Source organism: Serratia sp. Res13-Sevr-LER1-36-b, from assembly GCF_015673035.1.
Classification (GTDB): domain Bacteria; phylum Pseudomonadota; class Gammaproteobacteria; order Enterobacterales; family Enterobacteriaceae; genus Chania; species Chania fonticola_C.
This window is the reverse complement of sequence record NZ_JADACK010000020.1, coordinates 153664-172533: the sequence shown is the minus strand read 5'-3', so window position 1 is coordinate 172533 and position 18870 is coordinate 153664. Positions and strand designations below refer to the sequence as shown.

14 protein-coding genes are annotated in these 18870 nt (G+C 53.8%); 11 read left to right on the top strand and 3 right to left on the bottom strand.

The features are described from left to right. The first annotated feature begins 49 nt into the window (after window positions 1-49). The 11 genes from mazG to IMQ33_RS14910 all read left to right on the top strand — a co-directional run bounded on the left by mazG (window position 50) and on the right by IMQ33_RS14910 (window position 13710). Entirely contained in the window at window positions 50-844 is a 795-nt protein-coding gene (mazG, locus tag IMQ33_RS14960; RefSeq protein ID WP_186580216.1) for a nucleoside triphosphate pyrophosphohydrolase, read from the top strand. 366 nt (window positions 845-1210) lie between these two features. After that, window positions 1211-2848, top strand: coding sequence for a glutamine hydrolyzing CTP synthase (gene pyrG / locus IMQ33_RS14955; protein ID WP_024483442.1), 1638 nt, complete (start codon window positions 1211-1213; stop codon window positions 2846-2848). A gap of 80 nt (window positions 2849-2928) precedes the next feature. After that, the gene (eno, locus tag IMQ33_RS14950; RefSeq protein ID WP_024483441.1) at window positions 2929-4224 is read left to right on the top strand and encodes a phosphopyruvate hydratase; all 1296 of its coding nucleotides are present in this window, start codon (window positions 2929-2931) and stop codon (window positions 4222-4224) included. A 629-nt stretch (window positions 4225-4853) separates the two neighbouring features. Beyond that, window positions 4854-5387, top strand: a complete 534-nt coding sequence (locus IMQ33_RS14945) for a fimbrial protein (protein ID WP_065687046.1) — start codon at window positions 4854-4856, stop codon at window positions 5385-5387. A gap of 138 nt (window positions 5388-5525) precedes the next feature. Then, on the top strand, window positions 5526-6254 hold the full coding sequence (locus tag IMQ33_RS14940) for a molecular chaperone (RefSeq protein ID WP_065687045.1): 729 nt from the start codon (window positions 5526-5528) through the stop codon (window positions 6252-6254). 20 nt (window positions 6255-6274) lie between these two features. Beyond that, the gene (locus IMQ33_RS14935) at window positions 6275-8839 is read left to right on the top strand and encodes a fimbria/pilus outer membrane usher protein (RefSeq protein WP_083196491.1); all 2565 of its coding nucleotides are present in this window, start codon (window positions 6275-6277) and stop codon (window positions 8837-8839) included. Window positions 8840-8868: 29 nt separating this feature from the next. Beyond that, window positions 8869-10206, top strand: a complete 1338-nt coding sequence (locus IMQ33_RS14930; RefSeq protein WP_037435196.1) for a fimbrial protein — start codon at window positions 8869-8871, stop codon at window positions 10204-10206. A gap of 4 nt (window positions 10207-10210) precedes the next feature. Continuing rightward, the gene (locus IMQ33_RS14925) at window positions 10211-10954 is read left to right on the top strand and encodes a molecular chaperone (RefSeq protein ID WP_196062235.1); all 744 of its coding nucleotides are present in this window, start codon (window positions 10211-10213) and stop codon (window positions 10952-10954) included. 33 nt (window positions 10955-10987) lie between these two features. Further along, complete coding sequence (locus IMQ33_RS14920; RefSeq protein WP_161713175.1) at window positions 10988-11842, top strand: hypothetical protein; 855 nt, start codon at window positions 10988-10990, stop codon at window positions 11840-11842. 294 nt (window positions 11843-12136) lie between these two features. Continuing rightward, window positions 12137-13327 carry an FAD/NAD(P)-binding oxidoreductase gene (locus IMQ33_RS14915; RefSeq protein WP_196062236.1) on the top strand — a complete coding sequence of 397 codons (1191 nt, stop codon included), beginning with the start codon at window positions 12137-12139 and terminating at the stop codon, window positions 13325-13327. A gap of 11 nt (window positions 13328-13338) precedes the next feature. Further along, entirely contained in the window at window positions 13339-13710 is a 372-nt protein-coding gene (locus IMQ33_RS14910) for a hypothetical protein (protein ID WP_024529816.1), read from the top strand. 72 nt (window positions 13711-13782) lie between these two features. Here IMQ33_RS14910 and IMQ33_RS14905 read toward each other — a convergent pair whose 3' ends face one another. The 3 genes from IMQ33_RS14905 to hutU form a co-directional block, all read right to left on the bottom strand. After that, complete coding sequence (locus IMQ33_RS14905; RefSeq protein WP_161713177.1) at window positions 13783-15177, bottom strand: amino acid permease; 1395 nt, start codon at window positions 15175-15177, stop codon at window positions 13783-13785. Between the two features lie 140 nt (window positions 15178-15317). After that, window positions 15318-16853 carry a histidine ammonia-lyase gene (gene hutH, locus IMQ33_RS14900; protein WP_065687040.1) on the bottom strand — a complete coding sequence of 512 codons (1536 nt, stop codon included), beginning with the start codon at window positions 16851-16853 and terminating at the stop codon, window positions 15318-15320. Then, entirely contained in the window at window positions 16850-18541 is a 1692-nt protein-coding gene (gene hutU / locus IMQ33_RS14895; protein WP_024483429.1) for a urocanate hydratase, read from the bottom strand. Before hutU ends, hutH begins: the two co-directional genes overlap by 4 nt. Between the last annotated feature and the right edge of the window lie 329 nt (window positions 18542-18870).

Genomic DNA, 18870 nt, shown 5'->3' with positions numbered 1-18870 from the left:
TTGCTTAAGGGCTCAGCATGCTGGGCCCTTAATTATTCAGAGACTCAACATGATCCAATCAACACCACTGCAACGCCTGCTGACCATTATGAAAACCCTGCGCGATCCGCAGGTGGGTTGCCCGTGGGATCGTAAGCAGACCTTCGCCACCATCGCACCTTACACCCTGGAAGAAACCTACGAAGTGCTGGACGCCATTGAGCGCCAGGACTATGCCGAGCTGCGTGATGAACTGGGCGATCTGCTGTTTCAGGTGGTGTTTTATGCCCAGATGGGGCAGGAGCAGGGGCTGTTTGACTTCGATCAGGTGTGCAACGCCATCAGCGACAAGCTGGAACGCCGTCACCCGCATATCTTCGGTGAGGCAGAGGCAGCAGACAGCGCGGCGGTTTCCGCCCGCTGGGAGCAGTTGAAGGCGGGAGAACGGGCAGAGAAAGCGCTGCACTCGGCGCTGGATGATATTCCCAACGCCTTACCGGCGCTGATGAAGGCTCATAAAATCCAAAAGCGCTGTGCCGCGGTCGGCTTCGACTGGAACACCTTGGGGCCCGTCGTAGGCAAAGTGTATGAAGAGCTGGATGAAGTGATGCACGAAGCTCAGCAAGCGGTGGTGGACGAACAGAAGCTGGAAGAGGAAATTGGCGATCTGCTGTTTGCCACGGTCAATCTTTCCCGCCATCTGGGGCATAAAGCGGAAAAGGCGTTGCAGGTGGCCAACCGCAAGTTTGAACGCCGCTTCCGCCAGGTTGAGGAGATCGTGCAAAGCCGCGGTCTGACAATGCAGGAAGCTACGTTGGAGCAGATGGAAGAGGCCTGGCAGCAGGTAAAACGCCTGGAAAACTAATTGCTGATCGCGTTGTCCTAACTGTGTCGCTTGTTTGATCGGCGACAATATTTACTCAAGCTGAAACGGTTAAGCTCGGGGTTGTGGATTGCTGAATCTGGTTTAACCGGCAGAAAAGCTCAACAAACTGAAATCTAAGGTGTTTTATTGCATCCAAAGTCGGTTTGTACGCAGTTTTTTACGCTAACTCATTGTTTCTAAAAGGCTCTAAAACGGGGGCCGGACGATTAAACCGGGATGAACTCACGAGGGTGGTTGAGATGATGGCAGGTAAAACGATCGTTTGTAGGTCAAGAGAGGTTCGGGTATACTACTTTCCCGTCTTGGTTCTTCCATCGTCTTTAAACCTAAACTCTCAGGTTCAGCATGACAACTAACTATATTTTTGTAACCGGCGGGGTCGTATCCTCTCTGGGTAAAGGCATTGCCGCAGCCTCCTTGGCGGCTATTCTTGAAGCCCGTGGCCTCAACGTTACCATCATGAAACTGGACCCGTACATCAACGTGGATCCGGGCACCATGAGCCCGATTCAGCATGGGGAAGTTTTCGTCACCGAAGACGGGGCAGAAACCGATCTGGATCTGGGTCACTACGAGCGCTTCATCCGTACCAAAATGACGCGTCGTAACAACTTCACCACCGGGCGTATCTACTCCGATGTGCTGCGCAAAGAGCGCCGTGGCGACTACTTGGGTGCCACCGTACAGGTGATCCCACATATCACCAACGCCATTAAAGAACGCATTATCGAAGGCGGCGAAGGCCACGATGTGGTGCTGGTCGAAATCGGCGGCACCGTCGGCGATATCGAATCCCTGCCGTTCCTGGAAGCCATTCGTCAGATGGCCGTCGAAGTGGGCCGTGAGCACACTCTGTACATGCATTTGACGCTGGTGCCATACCTGGCTGCCGCGGGTGAAGTGAAAACCAAACCTACCCAGCATTCGGTAAAAGAGCTGCTTTCCATCGGTATTCAGCCAGATGTGCTGATCTGCCGTTCCGATCGCGCAGTTCCTGCTAATGAACGCGCTAAAATCGCCCTTTTCTGTAACGTACCGGAAAAAGCGGTTATCTCCCTGAAAGACGTTGATTCCATTTATAAAATCCCAGGCCTCTTGAAATCTCAGGGCTTGGATGATTATATTTGTAAACGATTCAGCCTGACACCGCCGGAAGCTAATCTGGGCGAGTGGGAGCAGGTGATCTACGAAGAAGCCAATCCAGGCGGCGAAGTGACCATCGGGATGGTCGGCAAATATGTCGAACTGCCAGATGCTTACAAGTCGGTGATCGAAGCGCTCAAGCACGGTGGCTTGAAAAACCGTCTGACCGTCAACATCAAGCTGATCGATTCGCAGGATGTTGAAACCCGCGGCGTTGAAGTGCTGAAAGATCTGGATGCAATCCTGATCCCTGGCGGCTTTGGCTATCGTGGCGTGGAAGGCAAGGTGATGACCGCACGCTACGCGCGTGAAAACAAAATTCCTTATCTGGGCATTTGCCTGGGTATGCAGGTGGCGTTGATGGAGTTTGCGCGCAACGTGGCGGGTATGGAAAATGCTAACTCCACCGAATTTGTGCCAGACTGTAAGTACCCGGTTGTTGCATTGATCACCGAGTGGCGTGACGAAGACGGCAACGTCGAAGTCCGTACCGAAGAAAGCGATCTGGGCGGCACGATGCGCGTCGGTGGCCAGCAATGCCACCTGACCGACAACAGCCTGGTGCGCAAGATGTACGGCGAGCCAACCATCGTGGAACGTCACCGTCACCGTTACGAAGTCAACAACATGCTGTTGAAGCCGATCGAAGCCGCGGGTATGCGTGTGGCAGGTCGTTCTGCGGATAACAAGCTGGTTGAGATTATTGAATTGCCTGATCATCCGTGGTTTGTGGCCTGTCAGTTCCATCCGGAATTTACGTCGACGCCGCGTGATGGACATCCGTTGTTCGCTGGCTTTGTCAAGGCGGCTGGTGAGCACCAGAAGCGTCAGGTGAAATAAGAGTTTTAGTAAGCAACGCGCGGCCAAAACCGCGCGTTGTTTGTCTGGAGTTTTAGTTTAACTTGTCTGAGGAAAACCTAATGTCCAAAATCATTAAAGTCATCGGTCGTGAAATCATCGACTCACGCGGCAACCCAACTGTTGAAGCCGAAGTTCATCTGGAAGGCGGTTTCGTCGGTCTGGCTGCAGCGCCGTCAGGTGCTTCTACCGGTTCCCGTGAAGCACTGGAACTGCGTGACGGTGACAAGTCTCGTTTCCTGGGTAAAGGCGTACTGAAAGCCGTTGCCGCAGTAAATGGCCCAATCGCTCAGGCGGTTGTGGGTAAAGATGCCAAAGACCAGGCTAACATCGACAAGATCATGATCGATCTGGACGGTACCGAGAACAAATCCCAGTTTGGTGCTAACGCCATCCTGGCTGTCTCTCTGGCTGCTGCCAAGGCCGCCGCTGCCTCTAAAGGTATGCCGCTGTATGAGCACATCGCTGAACTGAACGGCACTCCAGGCAAATTCTCTATGCCATTGCCTATGATGAACATCATCAACGGTGGTGAGCACGCAGACAACAACGTCGACATTCAAGAGTTCATGATCCAGCCTGTTGGCGCTAAAACTCTGAAAGAAGCCGTGCGTATGGGTTCTGAAGTGTTCCACACCCTGGCTAAAGTGCTGAAGTCTAAAGGCATGGGCACTTCTGTTGGTGACGAAGGTGGCTACGCGCCAAACCTGGGTTCTAACGCCGAAGCGCTGGCTGTTATCGCTGAAGCGGTAAAAGCGGCAGGCTATGAGCTGGGTAAAGACATTACTCTGGCGATGGACTGTGCAGCGTCTGAATTCTACAAAGACGGCAAATATGTTCTGGCCGGCGAAGGCAACAAAGCCTTCACTTCTGAAGAGTTCACTCACTTCCTGGAAGACCTGACCAAGCAATACCCAATCGTGTCTATCGAAGACGGCCTGGACGAATCTGACTGGGATGGTTTCGCATATCAGACCAAAGTGCTGGGCGACAAAATCCAGCTGGTGGGCGACGACCTGTTCGTGACCAACACCAAGATCCTGAAAGAAGGCATCGAGAAAGGCATCGCTAACTCCATCCTGATCAAATTCAACCAGATCGGTTCTCTGACCGAAACTCTGGCTGCAATCAAGATGGCGAAAGATGCGGGCTACACTGCGGTGATCTCTCACCGTTCAGGTGAAACCGAAGATGCTACCATCGCTGACTTGGCGGTAGGTACTGCGGCTGGCCAGATCAAAACCGGTTCTATGAGCCGTTCTGACCGCGTTGCTAAATACAACCAACTGATCCGTATCGAAGAAGCGCTGGGCAACCGCGCACCGTTCAATGGCCTGAAAGAAGTTAAAGGTCAGTAATATTACGGTTTGATTCGTTACCGAATCAGTAAGCAAACGGAGAGTGCCGTAAAGGTACTCTCCGTTTTTTTATGCCTGCGTGAAATGGATTCACCAATCTGCACCCTAAAGCAATAATGGACTTAAGATTTTACTTGGGCTGCAAAAGAAATTATTTCAGCGTTAATAGTCCTGTTTTGGGAGATATTTTTCTGCCCTCTGACGCAAGTTTTGATATCGGACTGGTCACTTAATAATCAATAATGACCTGATCAATGATATTAAATTATTAAAGTGTTAGGAATAATCCTAACCATGAATAATACCCCTAAAAAGACCCATATGTTTCAAAATATTTCATATGATGACAAAGTAATTCCATTTGGTTTTTAACTTGTTGATATTTATTGATTTAATTTTGCAATAATGCCGGTTTAATAAGTGTAACCAAATGTAAGTTCAATCTATTGTCTACTCTCGCTACGAAAAAATAGTTGTTAAGAAAAATCTTGGTTTGCTAGAATAATCTCACATGTCCACAGGGCGTCTGAGAAAGATAGTGTGACATGTTTATTTTTAGTGAGTTTAAGCCAGTAAATAATTACTGCCAGGACTGCTTTATTGGAAAAAGTAAATTAAAAGGATTTCTTATGAAAATCAAAATGATCTCTCTCGCTTTAATTGCATTCTCAAGCACCTCCATGGCAGATTCAGCCAATACAGTGCAATTCAAGGGTGAAGTTAGTACCCAAACCTGCTCGGTTAATATTAACGGCAATGAAGCCAATCCTGTGGTGTTACTGCAGACGGTTGCGGCCAACTCGCTCGCTACCAAAGGTGCCACCGCTGGGGAAACGACCTTTACCGTTAACGTAACCGGTTGTACTACCGCAGCCAGCGACACCTCCATCAAAACGGTATTTGTGGGGAATAACACGACCACCAATGGCAACCTGGGTAACACTGGTGATGCAACCAAGGTTTCCATTCAACTGTTGGATAGTGATGCCACCACGCCATTGAGCTTTGCTACGGGTTCAACGGCCACCACCAGCGCAATGACGCTGGCAACCGGCGCGACATCAACGTCGCAGGAACTGGTTGCCCGTTATTATGCCGAAGAGGCTGGGGTGACTGCAGGTTCAGTGATCGCCACGGCACAATATGCGATTACGTATAAATAACACTCTGCCGCTCTAGGTTGTTTCCGCCACCGGGCTCAAGCCTGATGGTGGGAAATAACCTGTTACCCATAATAACGCCAGCACTGCCCTAAACGCTAAGGGGTGCTGGGTTATTAGTCTTGTTGACTGGTCTCTCTTATGGCGTATACCACACGTACCTTTTCTTGTTGGGCGGCATTGCTGTTCAGCCTGACATTGTTGATTGTCGATAGCGCAGCTGCCAGCGTCACCATGCTGGGCAACCGGGTGATCTACCCCGCTCAGGCGCGCGAAAAGACGCTGCAGTTTACCAACGATGATGCTGCTCCGGCGCTGATCCAGGTCTGGCTTGATATTGATAATGACAAGTCGACGCCGGAAACGGCCGATGCCCCCTTTATCGCATCGCCACAGATTTTCCGGATGAATGCCCATAGCGGGCAAATGGTAAGGCTGATGTACACCGGGAAAGGCTTACCGACTGACCGCGAATCCCTGTTTCACCTTAACTTCCTCCAGGTGCCAGCCGTCAAACAAAGCGAAACGGATAAAAACAAGTTGGTGCTGTTGGTCAGCAATCGGCTGAAGGTGTTCTATCGGCCCGAAGGGCTGCCGGGAGAGGGTAATCAGGCGGGCAAACAGTTGCGTATCCAGCGTAATGGCAATGCACTCCAGGTCAGTAATCCCACGCCTTATTACGTCAGCATCAGCTATGCCAAAAGCGGCAATAAAAACCTGCATATTGAACCGGCCGATATGGTCGCGCCTTTTTCGCAGGTGAGTTGGCCGCTAGGTTCGGCGTTCCCTAAAGGGAAGCTGAAAGTGGTGCTCGGCGTTATGAATGACTATGGGGTAGAGGTTCCCGTAACGCTAGAGACGCCGCACTAAAAAAGGACAGGGAGGTCCTGATGTCGTTGAAAAACTATCCCACATTTCCGTCTCTGCTATCAACGTGCTGCCACTATGGCCTCTTTTTGCTCTCTCTGGGCGGGATCTCCCTGGCACAAGGCGCGACGGACGACTACGCCTTCGACGCCGATTTACTGCGTGGCAGCGTTTTCAGCAGCACGCAACTCGAACAGTTCAACCAACAGGATCTGGTAACGCCGGGCAATTATGAGGTCGAGCTGTTTACCAACGGTGTATTTGTTGAACGCAGCCAAATCCGCTTTGTTCTGGGCGACGATCGCCGCGTATTGCCGTGTTTTGAGCAGCAACAGCTGGAGCGCCTTGGCCTAAAGGAAGTGCCGGCGGTGCCTGCAGAAGGCTGCCTGCAACCTGGACGCGATCTTAAAGACATTCAGGTTCAGGCCGATATGTCACAACTAAGATTGGATCTCAGCATTCCACAGAGTTTGCTGAACCATAAACCCCGTGGCAGCGTCAGCCCTGGCAGCCTGAGCAGCGGTGAATCGATGGCGTTTTTCAACTACAACGTTAACCAATATCACGTCAACTACCGCCAGGGGCAGACCAAGGACCTCAACTCCACCTTCGCCAACCTGAATGGGGGTTTTAACCTGGGGCTATGGCGTTACCGTCAGCAATCCAGCTTCCGCTTTGATAATGAGTTTGGCAGCCATTGGGACACCAGCCGCCGCTATGTCCAGAGGGCGGTACTGCCGTTACGCAGTGAGGTTTTGCTGGGGGAAGGTTTTACCGACGGCCATTTCTTCGCTGGGCTGGGGTTTCGCGGCGTCCGGATGACGTCGGACGATCGTATGCTGCCGGACTCGCTGCGAGGTTATGCTCCCGTGGTGCGCGGTATTGCCAACAGTAACGCCAGAGTGACCGTATTTCAGGGTAAAAGCCAACTGTATGAAACCACGGTGGCCCCTGGTCCCTTTGCGATTGACGATCTGTTTGCCACCAACTTCTCCGGTGACCTGACGGTGGTGGTGACAGAGGCCGATGGTAGCGTCAGCACCTTCACCGTGCCATTCTCTGCCGTTCCCCAATCCATGCGCCCCGGATCCTCACGCTATTCGGCGACTCTGGGGAGATCGCGCTTTATCGGCGACAACGACCTGTTCAGTGAGCTGACCTGGCAGTATGGATTGAGCAACTCGGTGACGTTTAACGCGGGTAACCAGTTGGCTGATGGCTATCAGGCCTTGATGCTGGGTGGGGTCTACAGTAACTCACTGGGGGCTTTTGGCCTGGATAGCACTTTTTCCCATGCCAGCTTGCCGGAAGGCACAACCTCGGGTTGGATGCTGCACCTCTCCTATAGCAAAAGCTTTACCCCAACGGATACCACGCTTTCCATCGCCGGGTATCGTTACTCCACCGAAGGGTTTCGTGATTTGAGCGATGTGCTCGGCGTACGTCAGGCAGACAGCAGTGGACAAAGCTGGCAATCCGATTCCTATCGCCAGCAGTCGCGCTTTGAAGTTGCCGTCAATCAGGGGATTGGCTCATTGGGTAACCTGACGCTGTCAGGCTCTACCCAGGATTACCGCGATGGGCGCGGCCGGGATAATCAGCTACAGTTGGGGTGGGGCAAGGTGTTTGGCAACGGCGTAGCGTTGAACCTTTCGGTGACGCGTACCCGTAGCCTGAACGGCAACAACAGCGCCTATTACGACGGCAGTCAGCCCTATGTGAATACCAATGATTTCGCGAGTACCAATACCTCGCAAACCGTTAGTTCGCTCTCGGTTTCCTTTCCTCTTGGTCGCTCTTCTTCTGCACCAACGGCATCGTTGTTCTCTAACCATAGTCAGGGGCAGGGAGGGAGCTATCAAGCGGCGATCTCGGGCAACGTGGGGGAGACACAGCAGGTCGGTTATGGGCTTAATTTCACTACCGACGATAATAACCATAACAGCATCTGGGGGGGGAACCTGCAAACCCGTCTGCCTTATGCCAGTGCTACCGGCTCGGTTTCAGCATCCAGCCAATATTGGCAGGGATCGGCTGCGCTGCAGGGGGCTGTGGTTGCCCATCGCGGTGGGGTCACGCTCGGGCCTTATGTTGGGGATACCTTTGCCCTGATTGATGCCCCTGGTGCTCGTGGTGCGCAAGTGATGGATGGACAGGGCGCCCGTGTCGATCGTTTCGGCTATGCGCTGGTTCCTTCGCTGGTGCCCTATCATTTCAATACTGTGGCTCTGAATCCGCAGGGGATGAGCAGCAAGGCAGAATTGGAAGATGGGCAACAGCGCGTGGCACCTTTCGCAGGAGCCACGGTGCGAGTGCACTTCAAGACGATACGGGGTCAGGCTGTGCTGATCAAAGTTCAGCGGCCGGATGGCAGTATAATCCCGATGGGTACCTCGGTCTTTGATGAGAACAATAACGATGTCGGCATGGTTGGCCAGGCTAATCAGATCTATCTGCGCAGTGATAAACCGCAAGGGAAATTGACCTTACGCTGGGGAGAGGGGGCGAATGAACGATGCAGTCTGCCCTATAAATTACCCCCGGAAAGCGATGAGCCGCTCCTGCTGCTGAAGGCGACATGCCGCTGATTCACCGATTATTCACCGGAGGTTATTCCATGAAGTTATTTTCACTGCTACGGTTGGCGCTGTTGGGGAGCCTACTTGCTGGGATCAGCTTACCAGCGGCGGCCAGATGTACCCGTGTGTCGCCAGCCATCGACTCCGGTTGCGACGCCTGTGGCGTCGGTGTCGGCCTGGGGCGTATCAACCTGACCAGCACTTACCTGCAGCCCGTAGGCACGCCGCTGGGCAGTAGCGTGTTTGATTTCACCTCCGGCGTCCGTTACCCGGATCCGAACAAAGTCTTGTATCAGTGCGATACCAGTGACGTCGGGCAGATTTTTGAAGTGTTTGCCACCAACGGTGATGACCGGGTAGGGGGCTATTATGATTTAGGGGCGGTGGACGGCAACCCCAATTATTATGCCACCTACTTTCCCTATGTCGGCATTCGGCTAACCCATCTGGATTCGGGCAAGGTATTTACCCGTTACTGGCAGGCAACGCCGATCACCCGCTACGCCACGGTGGGTGACAAGATCCAGATCCGGGTCAAGGATTTCAGCCCCATCCGGGCAGATCTGATCCGCATCAGTTCGCTCCCTGGCCGTGGTGCCAGTAACTACTGTGGTTACAGTGCGTCTAATCCGCTGAGTGGCATGGCTTCAACCACCGGTAATTCGAACTATACTTGCATCCAGCCTAATGGCTATGTGACCTTCCAAGGGCCCGGTATTGCGTCTGATCCTATCGGTAGCGATTCTGCCACCAACTATTCGACCTGGGGAACTGGGCGTTGGAACGCGATGGGGATGGGAACGTCGCCGATTTCTTCCCTTTCTTATACCGCCACCTGTGTGGCACGCAACGTCACGCCGCTGGTGATCTTGCCAACGCTTTCCGTCGGCCAATTAACCGCAGGGCGAACTTCTCAGGCCCAGTTCACCATCAATATTGAATGTGATAATGCAGCCGTTTCGGGGATTAGCACCAATCGTACCGCCCTGGGCCTGCAAGTCCCTTATGCCAGCTTTGCTCTGGCGCAACAGCTTGGCCTGGTCAACGCCAGCGGTGGTGTAAGCTATCTGCTCTCAGACGGTTATGGCACGGACAGCAGTGTAGCGACCGGCGTGGGAATTGCGCTTTCCAACAGTAGCAACGGTACGCCAATGAACTTTGTCGGCTGGGCTCGCTGTAGTGCTGGCCAGTGCCCGCAGGGTAACAATGCGGGTTGGTACCCTGTTCTCGATGGTGCAAGCAACGGGGGCAGCACCGCGACGGGGTATACCCATTACACCACCCAGTTGACAGCCACATTATCACGCTTGCCGGGCCAGACCGTTACGGCGGGTAAGGTTGATGCCAAGGCTTACGTTTGGGTTAAGGTACAATAAGACCATGAAGAAAATCGTCTGTACGTTACTGCTGCTCGGTGGTTTGTTACCCGCAATGCTGGCTCAGGCCGGTATTATTGCCTCCGCGACGCGAGTGATTTTTCGCGAGGGCGATAATGAAAAAAGCTTGATGCTCCTCAATACCAACGAATACCCGATCGTGGTGCAAACCTGGGTAGACGATGGGGATGTCAATGCGGCACCCGAACAATCAACAGCGCCTTTTGTCAGCCTGCCTGCGGTATTTAGCATGCAGCCCAAGACCATGAAAGGGCTGAGGCTGATTTATAACCAGCAGTCTCTGCCAACGGATAGGGAATCGGTCTTCTGGATTAATCTGTACGAAATCCCACCGACGCGCCCGGTGATCCCCCCGCTACAGCCTAGCGTGACCATGGCGATGAACACCCAGATGAAGATATTCTATCGGCCCAAGGCGGTGGTCGCGGCCGAGAAGGATGCGCCTAAGCCGGTGTTCACCCTGAAAAAGGAAGATAATCATTACGTCTTGCAGTGCGATAACCCGTCGCCGGTTTATCTCTCTTTTTCCCGTCTTGCGCTGCGCATTGGCCAGCAGGATTATCCGGTGCAACAAGAGAGCGATATGATGACACCGCCTTACGGCAGTAAGCAGTATCGGATTAATGATATTGTTCAATCAAGGGCTATCTCTTCAGCGATGGTCAACGCCGCCATTATCGATGATCAGGGTAATGCAGTCGATCAGCAATATGCCGTACGGAAATAACAGACCGCACTTTGCGTCCAAATAGAGAATAAGATGATACCCAATAAACATCAGATCGAACTTGAATTGGAAGAACGAGCCACCAAGATAAGAAGCTCTGGGCAGTTCCATCAGGCGATAATTAAGCATGGCGTGATGATAGATGAAACCTATCGGAATCATCCCATGTTCTACAAAATCATCTTTCGTAACAGCCGCTTTATTATCTGTTCGACTCTGCTAGCCATTTATTACAACCAAAGCGAGGCAGCCCTGAAGGATGTTAAAGCCTTTTTTAAAGGCAAAGATATTATCAGCGAGAACGCGTTGGATTCGTTTCTGTTCTTCCTGCGCGTTGGGCGCTGGCTAGAGGTCAAGAAGGACGATCAAGACCGGCGCACGCTGTTGTTTAGGCCTACCCCGAATGCCCTGCGCCAAACCCATGAGCTGGTTTCCTCGATGGCATTGCCCTATCAAACGTTAGCCCCCGAGATCCCGGTTGCCGACCTGCTGGATCAGAGCTGGTTTTTACCTGCATTCTTCAAGGTTTACGGCCAACTGATGATACAGGAGATCTATCTGAACGATCTGGTACCACAGGCCGCATTATTTATTACTAAAGATGCGGGCCATATGGTGTTGCTGATGCTATTTATGGAAAGTATCCGCCACAATTCCCACATGCTGTTTTTGTCCTCGGCGGAGATCGCCAAGTTTAGCTCGGTGTCCCGTACGCATATCAATCGGATCCTGCTGGCGGCGGAAAAATCGGGCCTGCTCACCACCAAAAATAACGTGCTGATTGAGTTAAATAGTTCGTTTATTGAGATGGCAGAGCGCTACTTTAGCCTATATATGGCGATGGTGGGTTATAGCCTGGATGGAGCATGTCAGCAGCATAATATCTAGGTCTGCCAGGAAAGCCACCGTAGTGATATAGCTGCAATATGAAATTTATAGCATTTAACTAATTAGCATGGTATTTGTTTTATTTTTAACTTTTATAACGCCATGATTTTATTGGTGTAATAAAAATCCTATTTTTATATTCCTTTTTGCTATGTCTTATAGCTGTTAGCTACTAGACTCTTAATTCTATCAGGGAAATATCTGTTTTCCCCCTCGATTAAATACCTTAAATAGAGTCGATGGAATAATGCCATTGGCTATCGTACTTTATTGCATACAGACTGAGAGGTTGGAATGCGAAGTAGGATAATTATTGTAGGTGGTGGTACGGGAGGTACCATACTGGCCAATCTTTTGGCCGCCAAGTTACATCGGGAGGTTATCAATAATCAGGTTGAAATCATGATGATTTCTGACTCACCGGTGCATTATTACAAGCCCGCGTTTATGTATGTCGCCTTTAATGCTTTTTTCAAACAAGAACTGACCAGGCCACAGCAAAGCCTATTACGGCCAGAGATACAGTTTATTGTTGATAAGGTTGAACAATTCGATTTATCCCAGCGTTGTATTGATACCCGCAGTGGCAATAAATATCACTACGACTTTTTAGTCTTTGCCACCGGTTGCGTACCCTGGCCTGAACAAATTGAAGGATTGGCCCAGGCAGGCGATCACTTTTACCAATATCAGGCGGCTCGCCAGTTGGCGCAAAAGTTGGCCACTATTGAGAAAGGGCGCATTTTTATCACGGTGTCGTTCCCGCAAACGCCCAACGTACCGCACCAATGTGGTATAGCCCCGATAGAAACCACCCTGATGCTGGATGACTACCTGCGGCGGCGCGGGGTGCGTAACAACGTTGAAATTGTTTATACCTACCCGACCATTTCACAGCTCCTGCGTAACTGCCTGTTCCTGCAACGCCCCACCGGCGAGGCTCTGCCCAGCATATTTGCGGCCCGCGATATCAAACATCAGCGCGGTTTTACCCTGAGCAAAGTGGATAGCGAACGGCGCATTGCCTATTCCACCGAGGGCGACGAACAACCCTTCGACATCTTGATGGCTACCCCGCCGATCCGTGCGGTGGAAGCGGTGCGCAACACCGGGTTGAGCGATATCGATAACGGCGAAGGCTGGCTGCCCACCGATCACCAGACGCTGCAGGTTTATGGGCAGCAGGGCGTTTATGTGATTGGCGATACCGTCGATCTGCCGGTCAGCAAGGCGGGCGGTTCCTGCCATAACCAGGCCCCGGTGATTGCCGACAATATCGTCGCGGAACTGCGCTTAGGCCAGCCCCATACCCATTACGACGGCAAGGTACAGGCCATCGCCCAAATGGGACTACAGGCCGGTATGCCGTTGGTTTACGACTATCGCCATGACGTGATCCCCACACCTGCCACTAAGCTGGGCGGCATGCTGCGCAACGGGTTTAACCGTGGCCTGTACTGGGCCACCGTACGCGGACTGATTTGAACGGAGGAAATATGGACTCATCGCAAGCACAGCCGTTAGATGCCCTGTTGGCCAAGCTCGATCCGCTTCTGGCGACCGGCAGGCTGGATAACGTGGTCGATCTGCTGTCGTTGCTGTCTGACATAACGGATATTGCGGACAACGCGCTGGTGGAAAAACTGGCCGGGGTTTTCGAAGGCGTGGTCGCTGCGGGTTGGGAGGGGGGCATGGCGCTGAAGATGGCGCATAGCGAGCTGCAATTGAACACTTCGCCCGCCAACTACCGTTCGGTTTATGCGCTGCTGCGCCAGCCGGACACGCTATTGGGATTGATGCTGGTGTTGCGCACGTTGCAAATCATCGGCCAGCGTTTGCGAACCTCCGCGTTGCCAGCAGAAAGCTGACGGCAACTCTTGGGCGAGTAAACCTGCCACAGCAGCCACCAGCCTCATGAATCGAGGCTGGTGGGCTGGGTTTTAGTGGCTTTCTGTTGAGACTACGGCAGGGGTTTCCCCACCTTTTTTGCGTACCCACAGCGTATAAGCCAGCGTCAGGAAGGCTACCCAGACTAGCCCGACATACAGCGCGATACGGCTTTCCTCGAAGTAACCGAGCAGGCCGATCACGAACACCATAAACGCGGTTGCCAATGCAGGAGCTACTGGCCACCAAGGTACTGGGAAGCTCAGCTTGGCCACTTCATCTTTAGTGAGCGTGCGGCGCATGGCGATCTGCGACAGCAGGATCATCAGCCACACCCACACCGTGGCAAAGGTGGCGATGGAGGCAATGATGATAAAGATCTGTTTGGGGATCAGATAGTTGAGCACTACGGCCAGCAGCAGGGCAATGGACATCACCAACACCGTCATCCAAGGTACGCCGTTACCGGTCAGCTTGGTGAAGGCCTTAGGTGCTTGCCCATCTTGCGCCATGCCGTACATCATGCGGCCAGCGCCGAAGATGTCGCTGTTGATAGCGGAGATGGCGGCGGTGATCACCACTACGTTCAACACGTTAGCCGCCGAGCTGATGCCCATATGGCTGAAAATCTCGACAAACGGGCTACCGTTCTGGCCGATGCTGTTCCACGGATAGATAGACATCAATACCAGCAGGGTCAGCACGTAGAACAACAGGATACGGACCGGCACGGCGTTGATCGCTTTAGGCAGCACCTTGGCGGGATCTTTGGCTTCGCTGGCGGTGATACCGATAATTTCAATCCCGCCGAAGGCAAACATCACCACCGCCAGGGAGGCAATAACGCCACCGATGCCGTTAGGCATAAAGCCACCGTGTTGCCACAGATTACTGAAGCCGGTAGCTTCCTGCGTGACACCGAAGCCGAACAACATCACGGCAGCCCCACCAACGATCATCGCCACGATGGCGGCAACCTTGACCAGTGACAGCCAGAACTCCATCTCGCCAAACACTTTGACGCTGCACAGGTTAAGCGCGCCGATAAACAGAATGATGCTCAGCACCCAGACCCATTGCGCGACATCCGGGAACCATAGCCCCATATAGATGCCGAAGGCCGTTACGTCGGCCAGGGCCACGATCACCATTTCAAAGGTATAAGTCCAACCGGTGAGGAAGCCCGCCAGCGGGCCTAGGTAATGGCTGGCATAGTGGCCGAATGAGCCGGAGACGGGCTGATGCACGGCCATCTCCCCCAAGGCTCGCATTACCATAAATACCGCCGCGCCACCCACCAGATAGGCAAGCAGCACGGCCGGGCCAGCCAGTTGAATAGCGCCAGCGGAACCATAGAACAGACCGGTACCGATGGCCGAACCCAGGGCCATAAAGCGGATATGTCGCGCGTTCAGGCCACGCCGGAGCTGGGGTTTCTCATTACGCATGTTGCTTCTCCGTTTTAATCATATTGTTGTCGGACAGGCAGCGCTATCCGCACAGGGGGAACGAACCCCGGCGGGATAGAGGATGAATTGTGCAGGGTAATAGGCCGTGCCCCAGACTGACGGAGCACGGCCTAAAGGCGTTACGCCTGGCTAGGTAACAAGGTGGCTGGGATCAGCGCGGTCAGATGGCCTGCTGCCAACAGTTGGCTGGCAGCTTCGATATCGGGGGCGAAGAACCGATCCTTATCGTAGTAGGCGACATGCTCGCGCAGCAGATGCCGAGCCTGCTCCAGCCCTGCGGTGGTTTGCAGACCTTTACGCAGATCCAGCCCCTGACAGGCCGCTAGCCATTCTACAGCCAGAATGCCGCGGACGTTATCCGCCATTTCCCACAGGCGGCGGCCCGCTGCCGGTGCCATCGAGACATGGTCTTCCTGGTTGGCCGAGGTTGGGATACTGTCAACGCTGGCCGGGTGTGCCAGTGCCTTGTTCTCGCTGGTCAGCGCGGCGGCGGTGACCTGGGCAATCATAAAGCCGGAGTTCACCCCGCCGTTATCCACCAGGAACGGTGGCAGCTGCGACATGTGTTTATCCATCATCAGTGAAATACGGCGCTCGGAGAGTGAACCGATTTCGGCAAACGCCAGCGCTAGGTTATCGGCCGCCATGGCTACCGGTTCGGCGTGGAAGTTGCCACCGGACAGCACATCGCCCTGTTCGGCAAACACCAGCGGGTTATCGGAAACGGCATTGGCCTCAATCTCCAGCACTTCTGCGGCCTGGCGGATCTGCGTCAGGCAGGCCCCCATCACCTGCGGTTGGCAGCGCAGGGAGTAAGGATCCTGCACTTTTTCGCAGTTGGCGTGTGAGTCTGACACGGCGCTACGTGCGCCAAGCAGGTGGCGATAAGCGGCGGCGGCGTCGATCTGCCCACGCTGGCCACGTACTTCGTGAATGCGTGGATCGAACGGGCTACGAGATCCCAGTGCGGCTTCCACGGTCAGGCTGCCGGTTACGGTGGCGGCAGCAAACAGATCTTCAGCATCAAACAGGCCACGCAGCGCAAAGGCGGCGGAAACCTGGGTGCCGTTCAGCAGTGCCAAGCCTTCTTTGGCTGCCAGCGTTAACGGTTTCAGACCCGCTTTGGCCAGCGCCTCGGTCGCCGGTAACCACTCGCCCTGATAGCGGGCTTTACCTTCACCCAACAACACCAGACTCATGTGCGCCAGTGGGGCCAGATCGCCTGAAGCACCAACGGAGCCTTTCAGCGGGATATGCGGATACACTTCGGCATTCACCAGCGCCATCAGCGCCTGGATCACCTCCAGACGGATGCCGGAGAAACCACGCGACAGGCTGTTGATTTTGAGCACCATAATCAGGCGCACCAGGCTGTCATCCGTAGGCGCACCTACACCGGCCGCATGTGACAGCACGATGGAACGTTGCAGGTTCTCCAAATCTTCGCGGGCGATACGGGTGGAGGCCAGCAGGCCAAACCCGGTATTGATGCCGTAAGTGGTACGGTTCTCTTCCACAATGCGTTCCACGCAGGCCACGCTTTGCTGGATCGCGCCGTAGGCGTTGTCGTCCAGCGTCAGGGTGACCGGGTGCTGATAAACCTGGCGCAGTTCGGCAAGCGTCAGCTTACCTGGGCGGATAGTCAGAGCGTTCATGCTTTTTCTCCCTGAGTAGCGGCAACCATTGGCAGGTTCAGACCTTGCTCGCGGGCGCAGTCGATGGCGATCTCGTAACCCGCATCGGCATGGCGCATGACGCCGGTGGCCGGATCGTTATGCAGCACGCGGGCGATACGCTCGGCGGCTTCATCGGTGCCGTCACAGACGATCACCATGCCAGAGTGTTGGGAGAAGCCCATGCCGACGCCGCCGCCGTGGTGCAGAGACACCCAGGTGGCACCGCTGGCGGTGTTGAGCAGGGCGTTCAGCAGCGGCCAGTCGGATACGGCATCAGAGCCGTCTTTCATTGATTCGGTTTCACGGTTCGGGCTGGCAACTGAGCCGGAATCCAGGTGGTCACGGCCAATGACGATTGGAGCAGAAAGTTCGCCGCGGCGTACCATCTCGTTAAACGCCAGGCCCAACTTGGCACGCTGGCCCAGGCCGACCCAGCAGATACGGGCTGGCAGACCCTGGAAGCTGATGCGCTCACGCGCCATATCCAACCAGCGGTGCAGGTGCTCATCGTCTGGGATCAGCTCTTTGACCATGGCGTCGGTTTTGTAGATATCCTGCGGATCGCCAGACAGCGCAGCCCAACGGAACGGACCGACGCCACGGCAGAACAGCGGGCGAATATAGGCAGGCACAAAGCCCGGGAAGTCAAAGGCGTTATCAACGCCCATCTCTTTGGCCATCTGGCGGATGTTGTTGCCGTAGTCGAAGGTAGGTACGCCCATTTTCTGGAACGCCAGCATGGCTTCTACGTGTTCGGCCATCGACTGTTTGGCAGCCTTCACCACCACGGCAGGTTCGGTTTGTGCACGGCGGCGATACTCTTCCCAGCTCCAGCCTTTTGGCAGGTAACCGTTGAGTGGATCGTGGGCGCTGGTCTGGTCGGTGACCATGTCTGGGCGCACGCCGCGCTTGACCAACTCCGGCAGGATTTCTGCTGCGTTGCCACACAGGGCAATCGAGATGGCTTTGCCTTCGGCGCAGTATTTTTTCAGGCGCGCCAGTGCGTCATCCAGATCGGTGGCCTGCTCATCGACATAGCGGGTTTTCAGGCGGAAATCGATGCGGCTCTGCTGGCATTCGATATTAAGTGAACTGGCTCCAGCCAAAGTGGCGGCCAGTGGTTGTGCTCCACCCATACCACCCAGACCGGCGGTCAGCACCCAGCGGCCTTTCAGACTGCCGTCGTAATGCTGGCGGCCAGCTTCGACGAAGGTCTCGTAAGTGCCTTGCACGATGCCCTGGCTACCGATGTAGATCCAGCTGCCAGCGGTCATCTGGCCATACATCGCCAGGCCCTTGGCATCCAGTTCGTTAAAGTGTTCCCAGGTTGCCCAGTGAGGCACCAGGTTGGAGTTGGCAATCAGCACGCGCGGGGCGTTACTGTGCGTTTTGAATACGCCGACCGGCTTGCCGGACTGCACCAGCAAGGTTTCGTCGTCTTCCAAAGTCTTGAGGGTGGCAACAATCTTGTCGTAACAGTCCCAATCACGGGCTGCGCGGCCGATACCGCCATAAACGACCAGTTCGTGTGGATTTTCAGCCACTTCAGGATCGAGGTTGTTCATCAGCATGCGCAGCGGCGCTTCGGTCAGCCAGCTTTTGGCGTTTAATTGTGTGCCGCGGGGCGCGCGAATATCAACATGGCGAACTTTGTTATTTGCAGTCACAGCTAGTTCCTCAAACAGTATCGGTACAAATCTCATCTTATGACGGCAACTCACAGGCCATAACAATGAGCGGGGTTTATTAACATATACTTGTATGTACAAGCATATGCAACAGCGGCGAAAATTTGAGGAAAATGGCATAAGCAAAGGTTATTTATTATTTAAATCAAGTTGTTATGCTTTGTTTTTGGATTGTAGCTATGAGCTGGATATGGCAAAACAGTGAGCTGCTCTACAAAAATGAATTAAAATAGTGTCATTTTTGAGCGACAAATCACAATAATTTTACATATGGATTACAACTAAGCGGGAGCGATAAAAAAAACGTA

Coding starts and splice junctions, on each gene's coding strand:
- mazG (WP_186580216.1), top strand. CDS start 50: ATGATCCAATCAACACCACTGCAACGCCTGCTGACCATTATGAAAACC.
- pyrG (WP_024483442.1), top strand. CDS start 1,211: ATGACAACTAACTATATTTTTGTAACCGGCGGGGTCGTATCCTCTCTG.
- eno (WP_024483441.1), top strand. CDS start 2,929: ATGTCCAAAATCATTAAAGTCATCGGTCGTGAAATCATCGACTCACGC.
- IMQ33_RS14945 (WP_065687046.1), top strand. CDS start 4,854: ATGAAAATCAAAATGATCTCTCTCGCTTTAATTGCATTCTCAAGCACC.
- IMQ33_RS14940 (WP_065687045.1), top strand. CDS start 5,526: ATGGCGTATACCACACGTACCTTTTCTTGTTGGGCGGCATTGCTGTTC.
- IMQ33_RS14935 (WP_083196491.1), top strand. CDS start 6,275: ATGTCGTTGAAAAACTATCCCACATTTCCGTCTCTGCTATCAACGTGC.
- IMQ33_RS14930 (WP_037435196.1), top strand. CDS start 8,869: ATGAAGTTATTTTCACTGCTACGGTTGGCGCTGTTGGGGAGCCTACTT.
- IMQ33_RS14925 (WP_196062235.1), top strand. CDS start 10,211: ATGAAGAAAATCGTCTGTACGTTACTGCTGCTCGGTGGTTTGTTACCC.
- IMQ33_RS14920 (WP_161713175.1), top strand. CDS start 10,988: ATGATACCCAATAAACATCAGATCGAACTTGAATTGGAAGAACGAGCC.
- IMQ33_RS14915 (WP_196062236.1), top strand. CDS start 12,137: ATGCGAAGTAGGATAATTATTGTAGGTGGTGGTACGGGAGGTACCATA.
- IMQ33_RS14910 (WP_024529816.1), top strand. CDS start 13,339: ATGGACTCATCGCAAGCACAGCCGTTAGATGCCCTGTTGGCCAAGCTC.
- IMQ33_RS14905 (WP_161713177.1), bottom strand. CDS start 15,177: ATGCGTAATGAGAAACCCCAGCTCCGGCGTGGCCTGAACGCGCGACAT.
- hutH (WP_065687040.1), bottom strand. CDS start 16,853: ATGAACGCTCTGACTATCCGCCCAGGTAAGCTGACGCTTGCCGAACTG.